At 68.2% G+C, this 19,325-nt stretch carries 17 protein-coding genes; 4 read left to right on the top strand and 13 right to left on the bottom strand.

All coding sequences use genetic code 11. The features are described from left to right. Positions 1-20: 20 nt before the first annotated feature. The 6 genes from DWQ67_RS06200 to DWQ67_RS06175 form a co-directional block, all read right to left on the bottom strand. A complete protein-coding gene (locus DWQ67_RS06200; protein ID WP_199712624.1) occupies positions 21-974 on the bottom strand; it encodes a ribokinase in 954 nt (317 codons plus the stop codon). A gap of 139 nt (positions 975-1,113) precedes the next feature. Further along, the gene (gatB, locus tag DWQ67_RS06195; RefSeq protein ID WP_121484724.1) at positions 1,114-2,622 is read right to left on the bottom strand and encodes an Asp-tRNA(Asn)/Glu-tRNA(Gln) amidotransferase subunit GatB; all 1,509 of its coding nucleotides are present in this window, start codon (positions 2,620-2,622) and stop codon (positions 1,114-1,116) included. Further along, positions 2,622-4,178: an Asp-tRNA(Asn)/Glu-tRNA(Gln) amidotransferase subunit GatA gene (gene gatA, locus DWQ67_RS06190; protein WP_121484723.1), complete on the bottom strand. Its 1,557-nt coding sequence runs from the start codon at positions 4,176-4,178 to the stop codon at positions 2,622-2,624. Before gatA ends, gatB begins: the two co-directional genes overlap by 1 nt. A gap of 4 nt (positions 4,179-4,182) precedes the next feature. After that, positions 4,183-4,479 (bottom strand): Asp-tRNA(Asn)/Glu-tRNA(Gln) amidotransferase subunit GatC, encoded by a 297-nt coding sequence (gatC, locus tag DWQ67_RS06185; RefSeq protein WP_121484722.1) that lies wholly within the window; start codon positions 4,477-4,479, stop codon positions 4,183-4,185. A 162-nt stretch (positions 4,480-4,641) separates the two neighbouring features. Further along, the gene (locus DWQ67_RS06180; RefSeq protein ID WP_121484721.1) at positions 4,642-5,208 is read right to left on the bottom strand and encodes a maltokinase N-terminal cap-like domain-containing protein; all 567 of its coding nucleotides are present in this window, start codon (positions 5,206-5,208) and stop codon (positions 4,642-4,644) included. Positions 5,209-5,289: 81 nt separating this feature from the next. Further along, a complete protein-coding gene (locus DWQ67_RS06175) occupies positions 5,290-6,072 on the bottom strand; it encodes a GNAT family N-acetyltransferase (RefSeq protein WP_233555940.1) in 783 nt (260 codons plus the stop codon). A gap of 394 nt (positions 6,073-6,466) precedes the next feature. Here DWQ67_RS06175 and DWQ67_RS06170 point away from each other — a divergent pair, with 394 nt between their 5' ends. Further along, positions 6,467-7,603, top strand: a complete 1,137-nt coding sequence (locus DWQ67_RS06170; RefSeq protein WP_121484719.1) for an ROK family transcriptional regulator — start codon at positions 6,467-6,469, stop codon at positions 7,601-7,603. Between the two features lie 509 nt (positions 7,604-8,112). Here the strand turns inward: DWQ67_RS06170 and DWQ67_RS06165 are convergent. The 7 genes from DWQ67_RS06165 to DWQ67_RS06135 form a co-directional block, all read right to left on the bottom strand. Then, a complete protein-coding gene (locus DWQ67_RS06165; RefSeq protein WP_121484718.1) occupies positions 8,113-8,424 on the bottom strand; it encodes a DUF4190 domain-containing protein in 312 nt (103 codons plus the stop codon). 110 nt (positions 8,425-8,534) lie between these two features. After that, positions 8,535-9,377: an inositol monophosphatase family protein gene (locus DWQ67_RS06160; protein WP_233555939.1), complete on the bottom strand. Its 843-nt coding sequence runs from the start codon at positions 9,375-9,377 to the stop codon at positions 8,535-8,537. After that, positions 9,374-11,734 carry an NAD-dependent DNA ligase LigA gene (gene ligA / locus DWQ67_RS06155; protein ID WP_121484717.1) on the bottom strand — a complete coding sequence of 787 codons (2,361 nt, stop codon included), beginning with the start codon at positions 11,732-11,734 and terminating at the stop codon, positions 9,374-9,376. The genes DWQ67_RS06160 and ligA overlap by 4 nt, the downstream gene beginning before the upstream one ends. 64 nt (positions 11,735-11,798) lie before the next feature. Then, positions 11,799-13,046: an adenylate/guanylate cyclase domain-containing protein gene (locus tag DWQ67_RS06150; RefSeq protein ID WP_407645795.1), complete on the bottom strand. Its 1,248-nt coding sequence runs from the start codon at positions 13,044-13,046 to the stop codon at positions 11,799-11,801. Between the two features lie 307 nt (positions 13,047-13,353). Next, a complete protein-coding gene (locus DWQ67_RS06145) occupies positions 13,354-13,884 on the bottom strand; it encodes a hypothetical protein (protein ID WP_121484716.1) in 531 nt (176 codons plus the stop codon). 92 nt (positions 13,885-13,976) lie between these two features. Next, complete coding sequence (locus tag DWQ67_RS06140; RefSeq protein ID WP_158595388.1) at positions 13,977-14,873, bottom strand: biotin--[acetyl-CoA-carboxylase] ligase; 897 nt, start codon at positions 14,871-14,873, stop codon at positions 13,977-13,979. Next, positions 14,870-15,772, bottom strand: a complete 903-nt coding sequence (locus DWQ67_RS06135) for an SDR family oxidoreductase (protein ID WP_121484714.1) — start codon at positions 15,770-15,772, stop codon at positions 14,870-14,872. Before DWQ67_RS06135 ends, DWQ67_RS06140 begins: the two co-directional genes overlap by 4 nt. A gap of 249 nt (positions 15,773-16,021) precedes the next feature. Between DWQ67_RS06135 and DWQ67_RS06130 the strand changes: the two genes are divergently transcribed. The 3 genes from DWQ67_RS06130 to DWQ67_RS06120 all read left to right on the top strand — a co-directional run bounded on the left by DWQ67_RS06130 (position 16,022) and on the right by DWQ67_RS06120 (position 19,279). Beyond that, on the top strand, positions 16,022-17,623 hold the full coding sequence (locus DWQ67_RS06130) for an acyl-CoA carboxylase subunit beta (RefSeq protein ID WP_121484713.1): 1,602 nt from the start codon (positions 16,022-16,024) through the stop codon (positions 17,621-17,623). After that, positions 17,620-17,877, top strand: a complete 258-nt coding sequence (locus DWQ67_RS06125; protein WP_121484712.1) for an acyl-CoA carboxylase epsilon subunit — start codon at positions 17,620-17,622, stop codon at positions 17,875-17,877. Before DWQ67_RS06130 ends, DWQ67_RS06125 begins: the two co-directional genes overlap by 4 nt. A gap of 151 nt (positions 17,878-18,028) precedes the next feature. Next, positions 18,029-19,279: an acyltransferase family protein gene (locus DWQ67_RS06120; RefSeq protein ID WP_121484711.1), complete on the top strand. Its 1,251-nt coding sequence runs from the start codon at positions 18,029-18,031 to the stop codon at positions 19,277-19,279. The last annotated feature ends 46 nt before the right edge of the window (positions 19,280-19,325 follow it).

Here is a 19,325-nt window from a genome sequence, read left to right as displayed (position 1 = left end):
CTCAGGAGTGGGCCACCCTCTCAGCCCAGCGGTGCCCCGGCCGCTGGGTAGGAGGCCTGCGCGCCCGGACGAGTGACCGTATCCGCGGCAAACCGGGCGGCATACGTCGCGGCGGCGACCAGCCCCTCCCCCGCCGCAAGCCGCGCCGCCAAGGCGCCAACAAAGGCATCCCCGGCGCCCGTGGCGTCCACCGCAGCGACCTTCACGCGCGGCACCCGGACCGAGCCAGCGTCGTCGGGCAGGTCTGTTGCCTGCAGGTCTGTTGCCGGCAGGTCCTGCTCGGGGGCGCCGCTGACCAGAGCGCCCTGCGCCCCTAGCGTCATGACCACGCTTGGAACGCCCTTGGCGCGCAGGGCGGCGACCACCTCGGCCTCCCCCAGCCCCTGGGGCTGCCCGCCCAGCTGCGTCAGCGCCAGCGCGCCCTCGTGCTCGTTGACCACCAGCGGATCCGCGGCGAGGAACACCTCGCGCGGCACCTCAATGACGGGGGCAAGGTTCAGGACTACGCGCCCCGGCGCCACGGCCACCGCCGCCGCCAAGCCGCTCGCGGGCACCTCTCCCTGGAGCACTAGCAGTCCCCGGATCTGATCCGCCTGGGCGCGCACGGCGTCCGCATCCAGCGCTGCGTTGGCGCCGGGGATCACGATGATGTTGTTCTCGCCCGCCTCATCCACGGCAATCAGCGCGGTGCCCGTGGGCTCCGTCTCCACGCGAAGCAGATGCTCCAGGTCCACGCCATCCGCCTCTAACAACTCCAGCGCCTGCGCCGCGGCGGCATCCTGGCCCACCGCACCTATAAACCTGACGGTGGCGCCTGCGCGGGAGGCGGCCAGGGCCTGGTTGGCGCCCTTCCCTCCCGGCGAATGCGTCAGGGAGGTGCCCAGCAGGGTCTCCCCGGGGCCGGGGAGGCGCGGCACGGTCGCGGTGATATCCAGATTGGCGGAGCCCAGAACGGTGATGTCGATGTTGGTCACCCCACCATGATCCCAGCCGCACGCCGTGGTGTCGCACCTGCGGCGCCGGCGGCGCGAAAACGCCACCGGGCGTTGCCGGGCAGATGTGCTCGACGACGCCCGGTGGCGTTGCGCTGTACCGCGTCAGTGCGGCGCGGGGCTAGCCCTGCACGCCCAGCTTCTGCAGCACCAGCTCGCGCACGCGACCGGCGTCCGCCTGTCCACGCGTGGCCTTCATGACCGGGCCAATCAGGGCGCCAATCGCGGCGACCTTGCCTGCCTTAATCTTCTCCACCACGTCCGGAGCGCCGGCCATGGCGTCCTCGATGGCGGCCAGCAGCGGGCCGTCGTCGGAAACGACGGCCAAGCCCTTGGCCTCCACGATCTGGCCCGGGCGGCCCTCGCCAGCCGCGACGGCGGTGAGAACCTTCTTGGCGATCTTGTCGTTGATCTTCTTGCCCGCGATCAGGCCCTCGATCTCCACCACGTCCGCGGGCAAAATGCCCAGCTCGGTGGCTTCCTTCTCGGTGTCCTTGGCCAGGCGGGAGATCTCGCCCATCCACCACTTGCGGGCGGCGGCGGGAGTGGCGCCGGCGGCAACCGTCTCCTCGATGGCCTCCAGCAGACCGGCGTTGACGATGTCGCGGAACTCCTCATCGGAGAAGCCCCAGTCCACCTGCAGGCGGGCGCGGCGCGCGGCCGGGAGCTCCGGAAGGGTGGCCCGGATCTCCTCCACGCGCTCGCGGCTGGTCACCACGGGAACCAGGTCCGGCTCCGGGAAATAGCGGTAATCATCCGCGTCAGACTTGGGCCGGCCGGAGGAGGTGGTGCGGGTGTCCTCGTGCCAGTGGCGCGTCTCTTGGACCACCGACTCGCCGGCGTCCAGGATCGCGGCGTGGCGCTCAATCTCGTGGCGCACCGCACGCTCAATGGAGCGAAGGGAGTTGACGTTCTTGGTCTCAGAACGCGTGCCCAACGTGGTGGAGCCCTTGGGCATCAGCGACACGTTGGCGTCACAGCGCACGTTGCCGCGCTCCATGCGGGCGTCGGAAACATCCAGCGCCTTCACGATGTCGCGGATGGCGGACACGTAGCGCCTGCCAAGCTCCGGAGCATCCGCGCCGACACCCAGGATGGGCTTGGTCACGATCTCCACGAGCGGCACGCCGGCGCGGTTGTAATCCACCAGCGAGGTCTGCGCACCCTGGATGCGGCCGTCCGCGCCGCCCAGGTGGGTCAGCTTGCCGGCGTCCTCCTCCATGTGCGCGCGCTCAATCTCCACGTGGATCACGCGCCCGGACTCCAACTCGATGTCCAACCAGCCCTCAAACGCAATGGGCTCGTCATACTGCGAGGTCTGGAAGTTCTTGGGATTGTCCGGGTAGAAGTAGTTCTTGCGGGCAAAGCGGCAGGACTCCGCGATGGAGCAATTCAGCGCCAGGCCCAGCTTGATGGAGTACTCAATGGCCTTGCCGTTGACCACGGGCAGCGTGCCGGGCAGGCCAAGGTCCACCGGCGTGACATTGGTATTGGCCAGATCGCCAAACTCATTGGGCGCATCTGAGAACATCTTGGTCTTGGTATTGAGCTCAATGTGCACCTCAAACCCCAAAGCGGGGTCGTAGCGCGTCAGAGCCTCGTCAAAGTCGACGGTCGCCTCGGTGCTCATCAGTTCTTGCCCTCCTTGGCCGCAGCCACGGCCGATTCAAGATCCTGCGCCTCTGCCAGCAGCGGGTGGCCCCACTGCTGCTCAAGGGCTGCTTCCAATGCGGCGGCAACGCGGTACATGCGTGCATCCTCGTGGGCCGGGGCCAGGAACTGGATGCCCACCGGCAACCCCTCGGAGAGGCCACCGGGCACGGAGATGCCAGGCACGCCGGCCAGGTTGGCCGGGATGGTCGCGATGTCGTTCAGGTACATGGCCAGCGGGTCATCGATCTTGGCGCCCAGCTCAAACGCCACGGTCGGTGACGTGGGAGAAACCAGCACATCCGCGGACTGGAACGCGGCCTCGAAGTCGCGCTGGATCAGGGTGCGAACCTTCTGCGCCGAGCCGTAATAGGCGTCGTAGTAGCCAGCGGACAGGGCATAGGTGCCCAGGATGATGCGGCGCTTGACCTCATCGCCAAAGCCGGCGGCACGGGTGGCACCCATGACGCGCTCAATCGTGACGGGCCCGGACTCCGGCAGCACGCGCTGCCCGTAGCGGACGCCATCAAACTTGGCCAGGTTGGAGGACATCTCCGAGGGCATGATCAAGTAGTACGCGGAGAGCGCGTACTTGAAGTGCGGGCAGGAGACCGTGACGATCTCTGCGCCGCGCGCCTTGAGCAACTCAAGGGACTCCTCAAAGCGCGCCTTCACGCCCTCCTCGTATCCCTCGCCGCCCAACTCGTCGATGACTCCCACGCGCACACCCGTGAGGTCGCCCGCGGCACCCAACCGAGCGGCGTCGGACAGCGCCGGAACCGGCTCGGGAAGCGAGGTGGAATCCTTAGGGTCGTGGCCGCCAATGAGCTCCTGCAACAGGGCCGAATCCAGCACCGTGCGGGTCACCGGACCAATCTGATCCAGGGAAGAGGCCATGGCAATGGCGCCGTAGCGAGAGACCGCGCCGTAGGTGGGCTTGGCGCCCACGGTGCCCGTGACGGCGCCGGGCTGACGGATGGAACCGCCCGTGTCCGTGCCGAGGGCCAGGGGCGCCTCAAACGCCGCCACGGCCGCGGCAGAACCGCCACCGGAGCCGCCGGGAATGCGATTCAAGTCCCACGGGTTACGGGTATTGCCGTACGCGGAATGCTCCGTGGAGGAGCCCTGAGCAAACTCATCCAGGTTCGTCTTGCCAAGAATGGGGAGCTTGGCGGCACGGATCTTCTCAATCACCGTGGCGTCATACGGGCTCATCCAGCCCTTCAGCATGGCCGAGCCGGCCGTGGTGGGCTGGCCCTTCGTGACGATCAGGTCCTTGACGGCGATGGGCACGCCGGCCAGCGGGTGCAAGGCCTGCGCCTCCGCGCCACCGGCCGCGCGGATCGCGTCCACCTCAGAGGCGACGGCGAGCGCCTCCTCTGCGTTGATGTGCAAGAAGGCGTGGACGCCGGACTCGGCGTCATCCACCGCGGCGATGCGGTCAAGGTGGGCCTGGACGGCCTCAACGCTCGTGACCTCACCTGCACGCAGCGCCGCGGCAAGCTCCGCCGCGGAGAGTGTGATGATCTGGCTCATGTAATCAGTCCTCATCCAAGATCGCGGGCACCTTAAAGCGGCCATCCTGCGCGTCGGGCGCGTTTTGCAGCGCCTCCTCCTGCGTCAGGGTCTGGCCAACCACATCGTCGCGGAACACGTTCTGCAACGGGATGGGGTGGCTCGTGGCGGGGATGTTCTCCCCCGCCACCTCGGACACAGAGGCAATGGCGTCGACGATCGAATCCAGCTCACCGGCCATACGCTCCAGCTCCTCATCGCTCATCGCGATGTGGGCCAGCTCGGCCAGGTGAGCCACGTCGTCACGACTGATGGCAGACATATCACTCCCAGGAAAGGAATCAGTGGTCCACCCAGTCTAGTGCCCGGGGGCGCGGCAAAAGCGCGCGGCAAAAGCGGGCAGGGCAGGCTCGCGTACTTGCAGGTGGCGCGGCGGACTCAGCCGCACAGCCGGGGTCACCCGGCCACCGCGGTCGCCTGCTGACTAACCCGCGTGGCCGCGCAGTACCAGCCCGCTGACTTCGCCGCCGTCGGCCGCATTCCAGGGCAGCACCACGCCAGGCTCCTCCGCCGGGCCAGCGAGCAGCACGCGCACCACGGTGGCGTGATCCACCGTGCCCGCCTCGGTACCCGGGACCAACCGCACGGTCCGATCCGGGGTCTCCGACTCGGTGCGGTGCTGGGGCTCGGCCTCCCCATTGAGCAGATCCGCCACCACCACACGCCAGACAGGATCCGCCGGGCCGTCGTAGACGTAGCGGGTGCCAAGAACGCCGTGGTTCATGGTGCCGACCAGATAATTCTCCGACTCGCCATCACGCAGCGGCTCGGCTCGGTAACTCAACGGCACAAAGTACTCCACGCCGTCCGGCTCGTCCCGCACCACAAAGAACTCCAGCCCCACCTCGCCGTCCGGATCATCCAGCCGAAAGCCACCCACGATCTCGAGATGCGGGCTCATGGCGCCGCGATACCAGGGCTGCGCACGCATCCACTGCGTGATGACCTCCAGCTTGGAGGGCTTGAGCGTGGTCTGCATGATCTCTGCCATGATGCATCTCCCGTGTGTCTCCGCGGTGTTGCGCACTCTTGAATATGCCCCACCCGGGCGCGCGCCGCCAGGGGTCGGGGCTTAAACGTCCTTGGCGTAGCCGCGCAAAATCAGGTCCGGACGGGCCTCCGGCGTCCAATCCCGCTCCGGGAATCGCTGGAAGCCCGCCTCCCGGTAAAGGTCATTCGCCGCCGTCCACTCCTGGTTCGTGGAGAGGACCACCCGGTGGATGTGCGGGCGGCGCCGGCCCTCCTCCAGAATCGCCTGGACCAGCGCGCGCCCGGTGCCGGAGCGCTGCACGGCGGGATCCACGGTGAGCAGGCGGAACTCCAACTCCCCGGGGCCGGCCACATCCGCCCAGACGCCCCCATGCTCCGCCAGGGTGACGGAACCCATCATCAGCTCACCACGCTCCGCCACCCAGGTCTCTGCCTCGGTGCGACGAGCGGACGCGGACGTGGAAATGCGCAACAAGTAGCCGCTCTTGGCATCCGGGAAGTGCCCCGCCTCCAGGTAACTGGCCACGGTCAACCGGTTAATCTCCGCATCATCCGACTCCTGCGCCGGGCGAATGGTGATCTCCGGGCGCTGCACCAAACCCGTATACAGGGAGCCGTCTTTGGCGCGTTCTACCCTCCCGTGGTCCACCAAGGCGCGGCGCAACATGGCCGTATCCTCGGTGAATCCACGCAGGCGAAGATTCAGGCCCGGCTCATCCTCCGTGCTCCCCGCCGGTAGAACCTGCCAGGCGATGAGGTCAAGGAGCGCCTCGCGGTCATCGGGCCGCTTGGGCAGGCGCTCCAGCGGCCCGCGCCCCAAGAAACGGGCGACAAGCGAGCGGCTGGTGGTACGCGGATGTGACACCATAATCTCCTGAGGTGGGCGCGGGGTGGGCGCGGTTGAGCTCGCCCAGAGTACGGCCCGCCCAGTCTAGGTGGGTGCGCGTTCGTGCGCGGGTTCGCGGGCGTGCGGGCGTGCGGGCGTGCGTTCGTGGGCGTGCGCTCGTGGGCGTGCGGACGGACCCAAGCGGCCTTATCGCGCACAAGCACCCCACAAGCCCGCTTCACGCCGATATGCCCGCTTCCCCGCCCCACGAGTGCCCCGCTTCCCCGCCCCACGAGTCCCCCCGCTCAACCCGCCACGCGAGCACCGCGCGCCGCCAGCGCGCCGCCACCGAGCGGCGTCGACCCGTGACGTTTCTCTACACGCCCGGGCCCGGCGCTTGCATTCCGTTTGTTAGTTCAGTGTACTAACCATCATGACCTCGACTACGGGCCGGATCCAGCAACACCGACGCGCCGGCGCCGCCCTCCCCTCCCACGGGCGGGCGCACAACCTGTCCCTTGTCCTGCGCACCCTGCACGCCGGGGGTGCCATGAGCCGCGCCGAGCTCTCGCGCACGCTGGGCCTCACCCGCGTCACCGTGTCAGACCTGGTAGCGGAGCTGCTCCAGCGAGATCACGTCGTGGAACTCGGGACCGCGGAGAAGGGACGCCCGGGCAAGCCCGCCATCCTGGTCGACCTCAACCGCACCGGGCTGCAGGTGGTGGGCCTGGACCTGGCGGAGGCGAACGTGCTGAGCGCCGCGGTCATGGACCTGGATGGCACCGTCCTGTCCCGCCTCACCACGGACCTAGACAGCGAGCGCGGCGACCGCGTCACGGAGCTGCTCCTGGACCTGGTCCAGCGCGCCATCGCGCAGGCCACCGCTCCGCTCCTCGGCATCGGCGTCGGCTCGCCGGGCATCGTGGACGCCCACGGGACCGTGCTGATCGCGCCGAACCTGCACTGGGAAAATGTCCCTCTCGGCGCGCTTCTTGAAGAGCACACGGGACTGCCGACGCTGGTGGCCAACGACGCCGATGCCGCGCTGATGGGCGAATTCACGTTTGGCGACGGCTCCCGCGACATGATCCTGGTCAAGATCGGCCGCGGCGTGGGCGCCGGCATCATGGTCGACGGCCACCGCACGCGCGGCGTCCACTCCGCCGCCGGCGAGATTGGCCACGTCACGGTCGGCACGGACGGCGGCCAAGAATGCGCCTGCGGGCGCCGCGGTTGCTTGGAGACATGGCTCGCGATGCCCTACTTGGAAAGGGCCCTGCTCGACGCCGGCGCGCCGGGTCGCGAGCGCGTTCTCACCTCCGCGGGCGAGCGGCTTGGCATCGCTCTGGCTCCGGTGATCGCGGCGCTTGATCTCGCGGAGGTGGTGCTGGTGGGCGACGTCGACTTGTTGGATGGGCCGCTGCTCTGCTCGGTCGAGGAAACCCTTGCCACGCGCACGCTTCGCCAGCGCGACCCCGACTTGAGGGTGCGCTTGGCGGCCAACCCCCGTGACGCGGTGCTGCGCGGGACCGCGGTCCTGGTCTTGTGGGAGCAACTCGGCGTGGCCTGAACGGCTGTTTCGGTGGGGCTGGCCGCGAGAAGCGGGCCTATCGCGGCCAAGCACCCTACAAGGCCGCTTCACGCCGATAAGGCCGCTTGAGCCGGGCCGGGGTCGGGGCCGGGGACGGGGACGGGGACGGAGTCCGAACCGGAAGCGGGCCTATCGCGGCCAAGCACCCTACAAGGCCGCTTCACGCCGATAAGGCCGCTTGGGTCCGGCCGGAGACGGAGTCCGAGCCGGAAGCAGGCATATCGCGGCCAAGCACCCTACAAGGCCGCTTCACGCCGATAAGGCCGCTTGGGTCCGGACGGAGACGGGGGCGGGGCAGGGACGGAGTCCGAGCCGGAGTCGGGGACGGGGACCGAGCCGGAAGCAGGCCTATCGCGGCCAAGCACCCTTCAAGGCCGCTTCACGCCGATAAGGCCGCTTGGGTCCGGACAAGGACAGGCCGGGCGCGAAAAAGCCGCGGTCCCGGTGTGATCCGGGGCCGCGGCTTGGTGCTACGGAAGCGCTATGGCTCAGAGGCCGAGCGAGAGGCCGTACGTGGTGGTCGTGATCGCATCCGGGTTCGCAGCGACGGCGATGATGATGAGGGCGACCCAGAGCAGGGACAGCACGATGGAGATCGAGGAGATGATGATGCCGGCCAGCGCCAGGCCGGCTCCACCCTCACCCGACTGCTTGATCTGCTTGCGGGCGATGATCGACACGATCAGGCCGGCGATGTTCACGACGAAGGCCAGGACGAAGCCGACGATGGCCATCGTGTTGGTCTTGGGCGCCATCGGCGCCATGTTGGACTGCTGGGTCTGCTGCGGATACTCAGACATGAGAACTCCCCCTGGGTTGACGAAGATGACGTTGACACATTACCCAAGGTTTGGGCTTAATGTGACACTCGTTGCATCATCTGGTGAGCAACCCCACGAAACCCGCCTGATTAGGGGGTTTGAGGGAAGGCCGGGAGCGACTCCGGGTGTGACACGCCAGCGCTCTGCCACCCGGGTTCCATCACGGGCCGGGTAACACCGACACCCGCCTCCTCAGCGATGAGTGCACCCGCCGCCCAGTCCCACTCGCGCGTGCCAAACTCCGCGTACGCGTCCAGCACCCCCTCTGCCACCAGGCACAAATCCAGCGCGGCGGAGCCCAGGCGCCTCACGTTGGCGTAGTCCGGAATCAGCCCAGCCAAGGCACTGACTTGGAAGTTTCGCCGATCGGCGTCGTAGCCAAAGCCCGTGGCCAGCATCCGCGCATCGGCGGCGCCTGAGGGGCCCGTGAGGGTGAGGGCCTCCGCGGACTCGGTGCGCTGCGGCGACCAAGGAGACTTCATGGCTCCCAAACCTGCCCCGGCGTAGTACTGCGTACCGAGGGCCGGCGCGGTGACGGCCCCGGCCAACCACTGCTCGCGGCCATCCGGACCGGGCCCATAAACTCCCACGGAGGTGGCGTAGTAGACGATCCCTCGCACAAAGTTGGCCGTGCCATCCAACGGATCGATGGACCAGCGATACCCGCCGGCAGTGGGCTCGCCCGAGTCCGCATATTCCTCCCCAGTGAGCACATCCGTGGGCCTGAATCCGGAGATCACCTGCCGCACGGCCTGCTCTGCGCGTCGGTCAAAATCGGTGACCCAATCCCCTCCCGCGGACTTGTTCATCGCCTGTCCGTCCAACTGCCCCTCGCCACGCTGGGCCAGGACAAGAGCGCCTGCGGTGGACGCCATCCGCGCCACGTGCAACAAGGCGGACGGGTGGTTTTCCGTGCCCGGCATCGGATTCATTCCCCGGCCCCGTCCTTCGTCGCATCCGCGTCACCATCTGCATCAGCATCAGCGTCCGGGCCGGGAGCCGCAACGGCAGCCGCGCCGCCCTCTAGCAGGAGTCGGAAGCCGTCCTCATCCAGCACGGGCACACCAAGCTGCTCCGCCTTATCCAGCTTGGACCCGGCCGCCTCGCCAGCGACCACAAAGCTGGTCTTCTTTGACACGGACCCGGAGGCCTTGCCTCCGCGCACAATGATGGCCTCTTTGGCCTCGTCGCGGGAGAACGTGGGAAGCGTTCCGGTGACCACGATGGTGAGTCCCTCCAGCGTGCTGGCCATCTGCTCGTCCCGCTCATCGGCCATGCTCTTATCCTGCGCGGCCCAGGCCGCCTGCCAACGATCGACGATGTTGCGGTGCCACTGCACCCCAAACCACCCGACCACGGACTCGGCAATGGTGGAGCCAACGCCGTCGATCTCAGAGAGGCGCTGCACCGCGCCCTCTGCCTCGATGGCCTGACGCAGAGCGTCCATTGATCCAAAGCGCGTGGCGAGCGCCCGTGAGGCCGTGGGTCCCACGTGCCGGATGGAGAGCGCCACCAGTACGCGCCAGAGCTCCGCATCCATGGCCTTGCCCACCTGCTGGTGCAGCTTGACCGTATTGGCGGAGGGGACGGACGGCTTTTTGGCGGTGGGCTTGGTCCAGAAGTACGGGAGCAGCTCCCACACTCCGGTCCCCTCGCTGATCTGAGTCTCCGGGTTCTTGCGGCGCTTTTCACGCCAGACCTTGACCTCCTCCAACGCCGCCGATACCGAGGACTCGGGATCCAGCAGCTCAAAGACGTCCGCCTCGGTGGTGAGGGGGCCGGGACCGGCCGGCTCCGGAAGGCCACCAGGCAGCGTGGCCGGGTCAGGCCCATGGCCCACCGTGAGTGCCAGGGCGGCCTCAGACCCCAGTGCCTCGATATCGAAGGCGCCACGAGAGGCCAGGTGCTCCACGCGCTGGCGAAGCTGCGCAGGGCAGTGCTCGGCGTTGGGGCACCGAAGGTCGATATCCCCCTCCTTGGCGGGGGCAAGGGCGGTGCCGCAGGAGGGGCAATCTGTCGGCATGACAAAGTCACGCAGCTGCTCCTCGCGTCCCTCACGCAGAGCCAGCACCGGACCCACAATCTCCGGGATCACATCCCCGGCCTTGCGCAGGATCACGATGTCGCCAATTTTGACGTTCTTGGCCTTGACCACGTCCTGGTTGTGCAGCGTGGCCATTTCCACAGTGGAGCCGGCCACCTTGACCGGTTCCATGACGCCGTAGGGGGTCACGCGTCCGGTGCGGCCCACGTTCACGCGGATGTCCAACAGCTCCGTGTGGACCTCCTCCGGCGGGAACTTGTAGGCCACGGCCCACCGCGGCACCCGCGAGGTGTAACCCAGGGCGCGCTGGATGGCGAAGCTGTCCACCTTGATCACGATGCCGTCGATCTCGTGGACCAGCGTGTGCCTCTCCTGCCCCTTCTCTGCGATGTACTCCAGGATTTGGTCTATGCCCTCCAGCACCACGTTGTAGGGGGAAACTGGGAGGCCCCAGTCACGCATGAGCTGGTAGGTCTCAAATTGGGAGGCGGCGGAGAGGCCCTCGCGTTCACCGATGCCGTGGGCGAACATGCGCAGCGGCCGCTCCGCGGTCTTGGCCGGGTCCTTCTGCCGCAACGACCCGGCGGCGGCGTTGCGGGGATTGGCCAGCTCCGCCTTGCCTTCACCGCGCAGCTTGGCGTTGAACGCCTCAAAATCCTTGGACGCAATGAAGACCTCCCCGCGGACTTCCAATTGCGCAGGCCAGCCGCTACCGCTGAGGCGGCGGGGAATCTCCTTGATGGTGAGCACATTGGCCGTGACCTCTTCACCGGTCACGCCGTCCCCGCGGGTGACCGCGGAGGCCAGGACGCCGTCGCGGTAGATCAGGTTGATCGCGAGACCGTCAATCTTGGCCTCGGAGAGCCACCGCAGCGGCTGATTCGGGGTGATCTGCCCGGCCTGAGCCGTGGCACGCTCCACCCACGCCCGCAGCTCCTCCAGCGAAAATACGTCCTCCAGTGAGTACATGCGCGTGGGGTGCTTGACCGGGGTGAACATGGCAGAGACGTCCCCACCCACCTCCTGCGTGGGTGAGTCGCTGGTCATGAGCGCGGGATAGCGAGCCTCCCAGCGCTCCAGCTCCCCAAAGAGCTGATCAAACTCCGCATCTGAGACCAGCGAGGTGGCCTCGTTGTAATAGGCCTGGCGGTACTCGCGCACACGCTGGGCTGTCTCCGCATGGTGCGCGCGCACCGCGGCGCTGGGGACCTGGTCGCTGGGTGTTTCGATGGGGTTCTCGCTCACGCTCCCATCATGCCGCAGGACCCCACCGGATTGCTTCGATGGCGCCCCAGGAAAAACTGCGGACTCAGTCCATCGCCAGGCCGGGGCCAGTGCCCGGAGCCAGGTCGAACGGGGTCACGTCGCCAAAGCCATGCAAGTGCACCGGCGACTGAGCCGCGATCACAAAGCGCTCATCCCCGGCCAGCACCTGCGCCGTGAGGTGGTCACACAAGACCTGGTGCGGCTCGGCAATCGCCGTGAGTCGGGAGGCCATGTTGACCGTGGCCCCGTAAATGTCGCCCAGGCGGGAGAGCACGCGCCCCCAGACCATGCCCACGCGCACCTGCGGCGTGTTCTCATCGCCATCAAACTCTTTAGCCAGCGCCAACGCGATCAGAGCACCCGCCTGCGGAGTCTCCGCGACGTACAGCACCTCGTCGCCGATCGTCTTGACCAACCGCCCGCCGGCCACGGTGATGATTTCGGAGCAGCGCGCCTCAAATCCCTGCACCAGCTTGGCCAGCTTGCGCTCCCCCATGCCGCGAGAGAGCTTGGTGAAGGAGACCATGTCGGCGAAGCCGACGGCGCGCGCCAGCGGCAGAGCGGCGTCGTCCTCTGAACCGTCCCTGCCCTGGTTCGAGGCGCGCAGCCCCGACTCCGCGCGCACCACCTGGCGCTGCACGGCGGCGGCCAGATTGCGCCGGTAGGCGTAGGCCATGACCTCCTCGATGGGCTCAATCAGCTCATCGAGGATGAGGATCACCTGACGGCGCGCCTCCGCATCACTCATGCCCTGGTTTTGCACCAGGTCCTCCACGATTGCCTCGATCTGCCAGATCACCATGCGGTCGGTGAGCTGGCCGAGCGAACGCGTAATGGACAGCGCCGCCTCTTCGGAAAGCTTGTGCTGGCGCACCTGATCGATGATGGTGCCGAGCGCGTCCTCGTCGTCCTGCGTGTATGCGATCTCGTCGTCGCCGACCCTCGGCAGCCCCAGGGCACGCCAGAGTTTGCGGGCGCTCAGTAGGGAGACGCCGACGCCCGCGGCGACTTCGCGACGACGCAGGGTTCTCGGCGAGCCAAGCAGGCGACGCTCCAGCTCGCGTGCCGCATCATGCACGCCTTCCTCGTCCTGCGGCTGGCGCCGAGGGAGCAACGGCATGGAGGTGGTGATCGGCGCGTCCTCCGCCACGGCTGCCCGGAGCCCCGGGCCGGCCTGTGAGGCCGCGACCGGCCGCGCATCCATGGGCGGGGCAAGCAGGCCAATGACCGGCATCTGAGCGGTGCGCGGGACAGGAGAGGCCCCCGGCTCAGGGGCCTGCGCGGCGTCCACATGGCCAGTCGCAGGCTGTTCAGGGCTCGGCTGGTCAGGGGTCGGCTGGTCAGGGGTCGGCTGGCCAGAGGCCAGCGGGTCCGATGCGAGGTGGGCCTGCGCGGGCGGGGCCCATGAGGGCGGCGGAACCGGAGGCAACGACGGCGGACCCGGCTGACCGGGCTCGCTCGTACCGTCCAGGTTCATCTGGCTCCTTCTCCTTGCACGCTTTCGAGGGGTTCTCTGGCGCTCGAGTCATCCGCAGTTGCGGCGTAGCTCGGGGCACTCGGGGGGGTGACGGGGTCCATTCTCGCACCCGGTGGGTGGTTCAGCGCCGTGCCACGACGGTCCCTGCCTCATATTCGGGAGCAACTCCCAGTCTGGCGCGCAACCAGCGTGAGAGTTGCGCCGCCTTGCGCACGTCCGGGACGTGGCGAATCTCGAAGCGGCCACGCACCGTGTCCATGACCAACGTGCCGGGCCCCTCTGCGCCTCCGCCCACGCTGGGGCGGGCCGTGACACCCGTGACCATGAGAAACGGCATCTCCCTCGGGTGCTTACCTTGGACCACCAGCACCCGTCTGGTGGTGAAGATGATGCGCCTGCGAGACCACCGCCAGATCGGAGTGATGACCCAACCGAGCACGGAGAAACCGAACAGCACCCACACGGCGATCACCAGAAAGGGTTGAGCCTCTGCCCAGCGTCCGCCCAAGGCGGGGACGCGGGAGAGCAGACCCATCAGGAATCCCACCACCGCCATGAGAATCACCAGGGTCCAGGCGGGCGCGCGCAGGGCGCGGGCGTGTGGCAGGGTGCGCACGACTACGCGCTCGGTGCCATCCAGCTCCACCTTCACCGCTCAACCGCTCCTTCGTGACGCGCTCCTTCGTGACGCATTCTCCGACCAAAGCCTATCCAAGCAGGCAGGGAGGATGCCGGGAGCGCTCCTTAGGCGTAGCCGCCATCGGATCGGCGCAGGTGCACCACGTCGCCGGCGTGCACGTGATGGGCCTCGCCCCGGGCGTCGCTCACCACGAGGCAGCCATCAGAATCCAGATCCGTGGCGATGCCGACCAGCTCGCGTCCACCGGGCAGGTGCACGCGCACCTCGTTGCCCAGGGTCGCACTGGTGGAGCGGGCGGCCTCTAGCACGCTACGCCCGCCGAGCGCTGCCAACGGGCGTGTCACGCTGCCGTTGGCGGCAAACCATTCGTCGCTGACGCCGGCCAGGCGCGCCCAGAGCGTGCCTAGCACCTGATCCCCGGCTGCCTGGATCCCGGCCATAGCCAGCGAGGTGGCGGTGCCCACCGGCAGCTCCTGCCGGGTCTGATTCAGGTTGATGCCGATGCCAACCACCACGGTGTTGCCCAGCGGTGGCTGACCAGGGACCAGGCGCGCAAGGATGCCCGCGGCCTTCTTTCCGTCCACCAGCAGATCATTGGGCCACTTCACGCCGGCTGCCTGGCGCCCGGCCAACTGGTCCACGGCCTCTGCCGCAACCAGGGCCACCAACACGGTGGCCCACCCGAGGGCATCCACCGGCACGCCGGCCGGCGGGCGCAGCAACAGGCTGGTGGCCAACGCCGCTCCAGCCGGGGCCACCCACTCGCGATCAAGCCGGCCGCGACCGCTGCGCTGATCCAGCGTCGCCACCACGCTCAGGTGCGGAGCCTGCGGGCCCAAGGCCGCCAGGTCCTCGTTCGTGGAGCCGGTCCATGCGGGCAACAACGCCTCCGGCCACGCGGGGGCTCCGGTTCCGGAGCCCCCGGCAGCCGGGGACGCCGCCCAGGCAAGGTCGCGCGCGGCCGTTACGGCAGCGGCGTCGAGCACCAGCTCCCGTGTCACGGCGCTTCGATACCCGAGGATGCGCTGGGGGCTCCGTCAAGGAAGATGTCCGGCGTGCGGCGCGCGGCCGGGTCGCCAGCGGCGTAGCCGTCCAGGTCGGTGATGCCCTGCTCCGCCAGCACCTCTTCGTCAATCGCGAAGTGGCCGGTGTAGCTGCGCGGATCCCGCGTCAGGATCGCGTAGGCGGCGTCCGCCACAATCTGCGGGGTGCGCGCGCCGGACAGCAACGGAGCGCCGCCGGGCAGGTTCTGGATGGCAGCCGTCTCGATGATGGTTGCCGGCCACAGCGAGTTCACGCCGATGCCGTCCTTGGCGAGCTCGCGCGCCAGGCCAAGCGTGGTCAGGCTCATGCCGTACTTGGCCATGGTGTACGCCAAGTGATCCCCGGCCCAGCGCGGGTCAAGGTTCAGCGGCGGGGACAGGGTCAGGATGTGCGCGGCGGGCGACTTGCGCAGCTCCGGGATGGCCGTCTTGGAGAGCAGGAAGGTGCCGCGCGCGTTGATGTCCTGCATCAGGTCGTAGCGCTTCATGTCCACGGCGTCCGTCGGCGAAAGGTCAATCGCGGAGGCGTTATTCAGGACGATGTCCAGCCCACCGAAGCGCTCCACCGCGGCGGCGACGGCGCCTGCCACGTCGGCATCGTTGCGGACGTCGCCGACGATCGCGAGGGCCTTGCCGCCCTCCGCCTCAATCTGGGCGGCGGCGGTGTGCACCGTGCCCTCCAGCTTGGGGTGGGGCTTGTCCGTCTTGGCCAACATCACGATGTTGGCGCCGTCGCGAGCGGCACGCAGGGCGATCGCGAGGCCGATGCCGCGGCTGCCGCCGGACATCAGGATGGTGCGGCCGGCCAGCGTTGAAGCGGGCGACGGCGCGGGGCTGGGAAGAGTCTGTCCGGTCATGATGGACAGCGTAGCGGCTTCACACCCCGCTTGCTACCGCCGGGTAACATTTTGGCGGTTCCATTGGGCGCGGGCACCAGGGCGTGGCCCGGCACGCTCACGCGCCGACTTTGTGCGATTCCTCCAAACAACCGAGCCAGCCACGGGCCTAGACTGGGCGACGGCGGCGATCTGCTTGTGCACATCCCACCAGTCACCCGCGCGGGCCCGCCGGCCCGCGTTCCCCGACACAGGAGTGCGTTACACACGATGAGCCAGAGCCAGGACGCCACGTTCGACCTGACCACGACCGAGGGCAAGCTTGCCGAGTTCCGCGCACGCCGCGAACGCTCGTTGGCCCCCAGCGGTCAGGGCGCCATCGATAAACAGCACTCCCGCGGCAAGCACACCGCCCGCGAGCGCGTGGAGTTGCTGCTGGATCCCGAGTCCTTCGTGGAGTTTGACGCCCTGCGCGTGCACCGCACCAGCGCCTTTGGCATGGAAGCAAAGAAACCCCTGGGCGACGGCCTGGTGTCCGGCTACGGCACGGTAGACGGCAGGCTCGTGGCCGTGTACTCGCAGGACTTTTCCGTCTATGGCGGCTCCCTCTCGGAGATCAACGGCCAGAAGATCGTGAAGGTGCAGGAGTTTGCGCTGCGCAACGGCTGCCCCGTGGTCGGCATCAACGACGGCGGCGGCGCGCGCATCCAAGAGGGCGTCGCCTCCCTGGCCATGTTCGCGGACATCTTCCGCAACAACGTTCACTCCTCCGGAGTGGTCCCCCAGATCTCCGTGATTATGGGCCCCTGCGCCGGTGGCGCCGCCTACTCCCCCGCCCTGACGGACTACGTGGTCATGGTGGACAAGACCAGCTACATGTTCATCACCGGGCCTGACGTGATCAAGACCGTCACGGGCGAGGACGTGGATATGGAGACCTTGGGCGGGGCGCGCCACCACAACCAGGACACCGGCACCGCCAGCTACCTGGCCCCGGATGAGGAGGACGCGCTGGAGTTTGTGCGCGAGCTGCTCTCTTATCTCCCCTCCAACAACCTGGCCGAACCCGCACTGGAGCCGGGCGAGCAGGAGCCCTACCTCACGCCAGAGGACGCGGAGCTGGACACCCTCATTCCGGATTCAGCGGCCCAGCCCTATGACATGCGCACCGTCATTGAGCACATCGTGGATGACGGAAACTTCTTTGAGGTGCAGGCGCTGTACGCACCCAACGTCATGATCGGCTATGCCCGGGTGGAAGGCGCCACGATCGGCATTGTGGCCAACCAGCCCATGCAGTTTGCCGGCACCCTTGACATCAACGCCTCGGAGAAGGCGGCGCGTTTTGTGCGCAACTGCGACTCCTTCAACATCCCGATCCTGACCCTCGTGGACGTCCCCGGCTTCCTGCCCGGCAAGGACCAGGAGGATCTGGGGATCATCCGCCGCGGCGCCAAGTTGCTCTACGCCTACGCCGAGGCCACGGTGCCCAAGCTCACCGTCATCACCCGCAAGGCCTTTGGTGGCGCCTACATCGTCATGGGCTCCAAGAAGCTGGGCGCGGACCTGAACTTCGCCTGGCCCACCGCCCAAATCGGCGTCATGGGCGCGCAGGGTGCCGTCAACATCCTCTACCGCCGCGACCTGGCGGCCGTGGAGGCAGAGGGCGGGGACGTGGAGGCCCGCCGGGCCAAGATCATCGCCGACTACGAGGCGGAGCTGCTCAACCCGTACCAGGCCGCCGAGCTGGGCTACCTGGACGCGGTGATTGCCCCCAGCGAGACCCGCCTGCAGATCGCCAAGGGCCTGCGCGCTCTGCGCGATAAGCACTCCTCGCTGCCCTCCAAGAAGCACGGGAACATCCCGCTGTGAGCGCGGCACGGCGCCCCTGGGCGGAACCGGAAAACGAGCAGGAAGCCCCGGAAGGGCCCTTCCTCAAGGTGGTGCGCGGCGAGCCGACCCTCGAGGAACTGGCCGCGCTCACCGCGGTGCTTGCCGCAACGGCGTCCGCCCCTGTGGAAGAGGAGCCGCAGGAGGCAACGCGCACCGATGTGCTGCGCCGCACAGCACGCCTGCGGTCGCGGCTACTGACCGTCCCGGGGGCCTGGCGCTCACGCGGGCGCTGATGCTGTCGCAGGCCCCGGGGCCGGGCGGGGCGGTGCGGGGCGAGGCGGCCCGCTCGCGGCCCGCCGCCTTGGGCCGGTTTCTGGTTCACTGCTAGGCTCTGGCGGACGCCTGCCGTGAGAACTGGGCAGGGCACTCTGGCTGGGGGGACAGATGCGAGACACGTCAATTGACGTGGGGCGAGGACTGGCAATTGTTGCCATTGTGCTTGGACACGTGATTCGAGGGCTCGGCTCGGCCGGCCTGCTGGACACCGCAAGCGCCGAGTACATCCTCTGGGACCGTGCCATCTACCTGTTCCACCTGGCCGTGTTTGCGCTCCTTGGCGGGCTGTTCATAGCGGGCAGCGTCAGCCGCAAGGGCGTGCCCGCGTATCTGCGCGAGCGCCTCGTGAACTTCTTCTACGTCTACCTTCTCTGGACGCTCCTCCAAGAGGTACTGGTCCGCAGCCTCAGCAACACGGTCGTCAATACCCCGCTGCCCTGGTATGAGGCACTGGCGCTCTGGAAGCCGCAGGCGCAGTTCTGGTATCTGCCGTTCCTGATCGTCACAACGCTGATCCTGTGCCTCTTGCGCCCCTGGGCCTCCACGGCCAGGGCCGTCATCACGGCCGCGCTCTTCGTCGCGATCGCCCTGCTGCGGTGGGGCATTCCCGGCGACTTCTTCGGTGAGCAGGGCCTTGGCCTGCTGCTCTTCTTGGCCGCAGGAACGCTGTTGGGCGCCAAGCGTTTCACAGCCCTGCTCTCGCGGCTCTCCTACGGGCGCCGCTGGCTCATGACCGCGGGCTGCCTCGCGGCCTCCGCGGCCATGTTTGCCTTCACGCCCACCATGCCCTCCACCACGGCCGGCGGGCTGGAGCGCACACCCTTCGCCGTGGCCTGTGGCCTGGTGGCCTCCGTGCTGGCCGTCGCCGCGGTGCTGCTCCTCTCCTCGGCGCTGACCAGTTGGGGCTGGCTCGCGCGGCCGTTGGCCTACCTTGGCCGCCACTCGATGGAAATCTTCCTGGCGCACATCTTGGGCGCCTCCGGTGCACGCATTGTGCTCAACAAGCTGGGCATCGAGGCAGCTGGCCCGCACCTGATCCTGGGTGTCCTGGCCGGTCTCGCCTTCCCACTGGTGCTCATTTGGCTCACCCCACGCCTTCACCTTGGCCTGTTGTGGGCGCCGCCTCGCGCCTGGAGCGGGGCACGCAAGCCTGCGTCTGCCACGGTCTCTGAGGCTGCGACAGTCTCGGCGCCTGCAGCGGCCCCAGCACCCGCAGTCCCCGCACCCGCGGCTCCGAAGCCAGAGACAGCCCCGGCACCTGAGACAGGCCCGGCACCCAGCACAGGGGGCCCCGCTCCCGCAGGCCGCAGCGCCGGCCCAAGGCATCGTGCCGACGGCCCGACCTTCCCCGGTCGATAGCATCAACTACGTCTCTTTTGTGTTGCGGCTCACTGCGACGGGCCGG

Source organism: Galactobacter caseinivorans (assembly GCF_003640665.1).
Classification (GTDB): domain Bacteria; phylum Actinomycetota; class Actinomycetes; order Actinomycetales; family Micrococcaceae; genus Galactobacter; species Galactobacter caseinivorans.
This window is presented reverse-complemented; position numbering and strand designations above follow the sequence as displayed.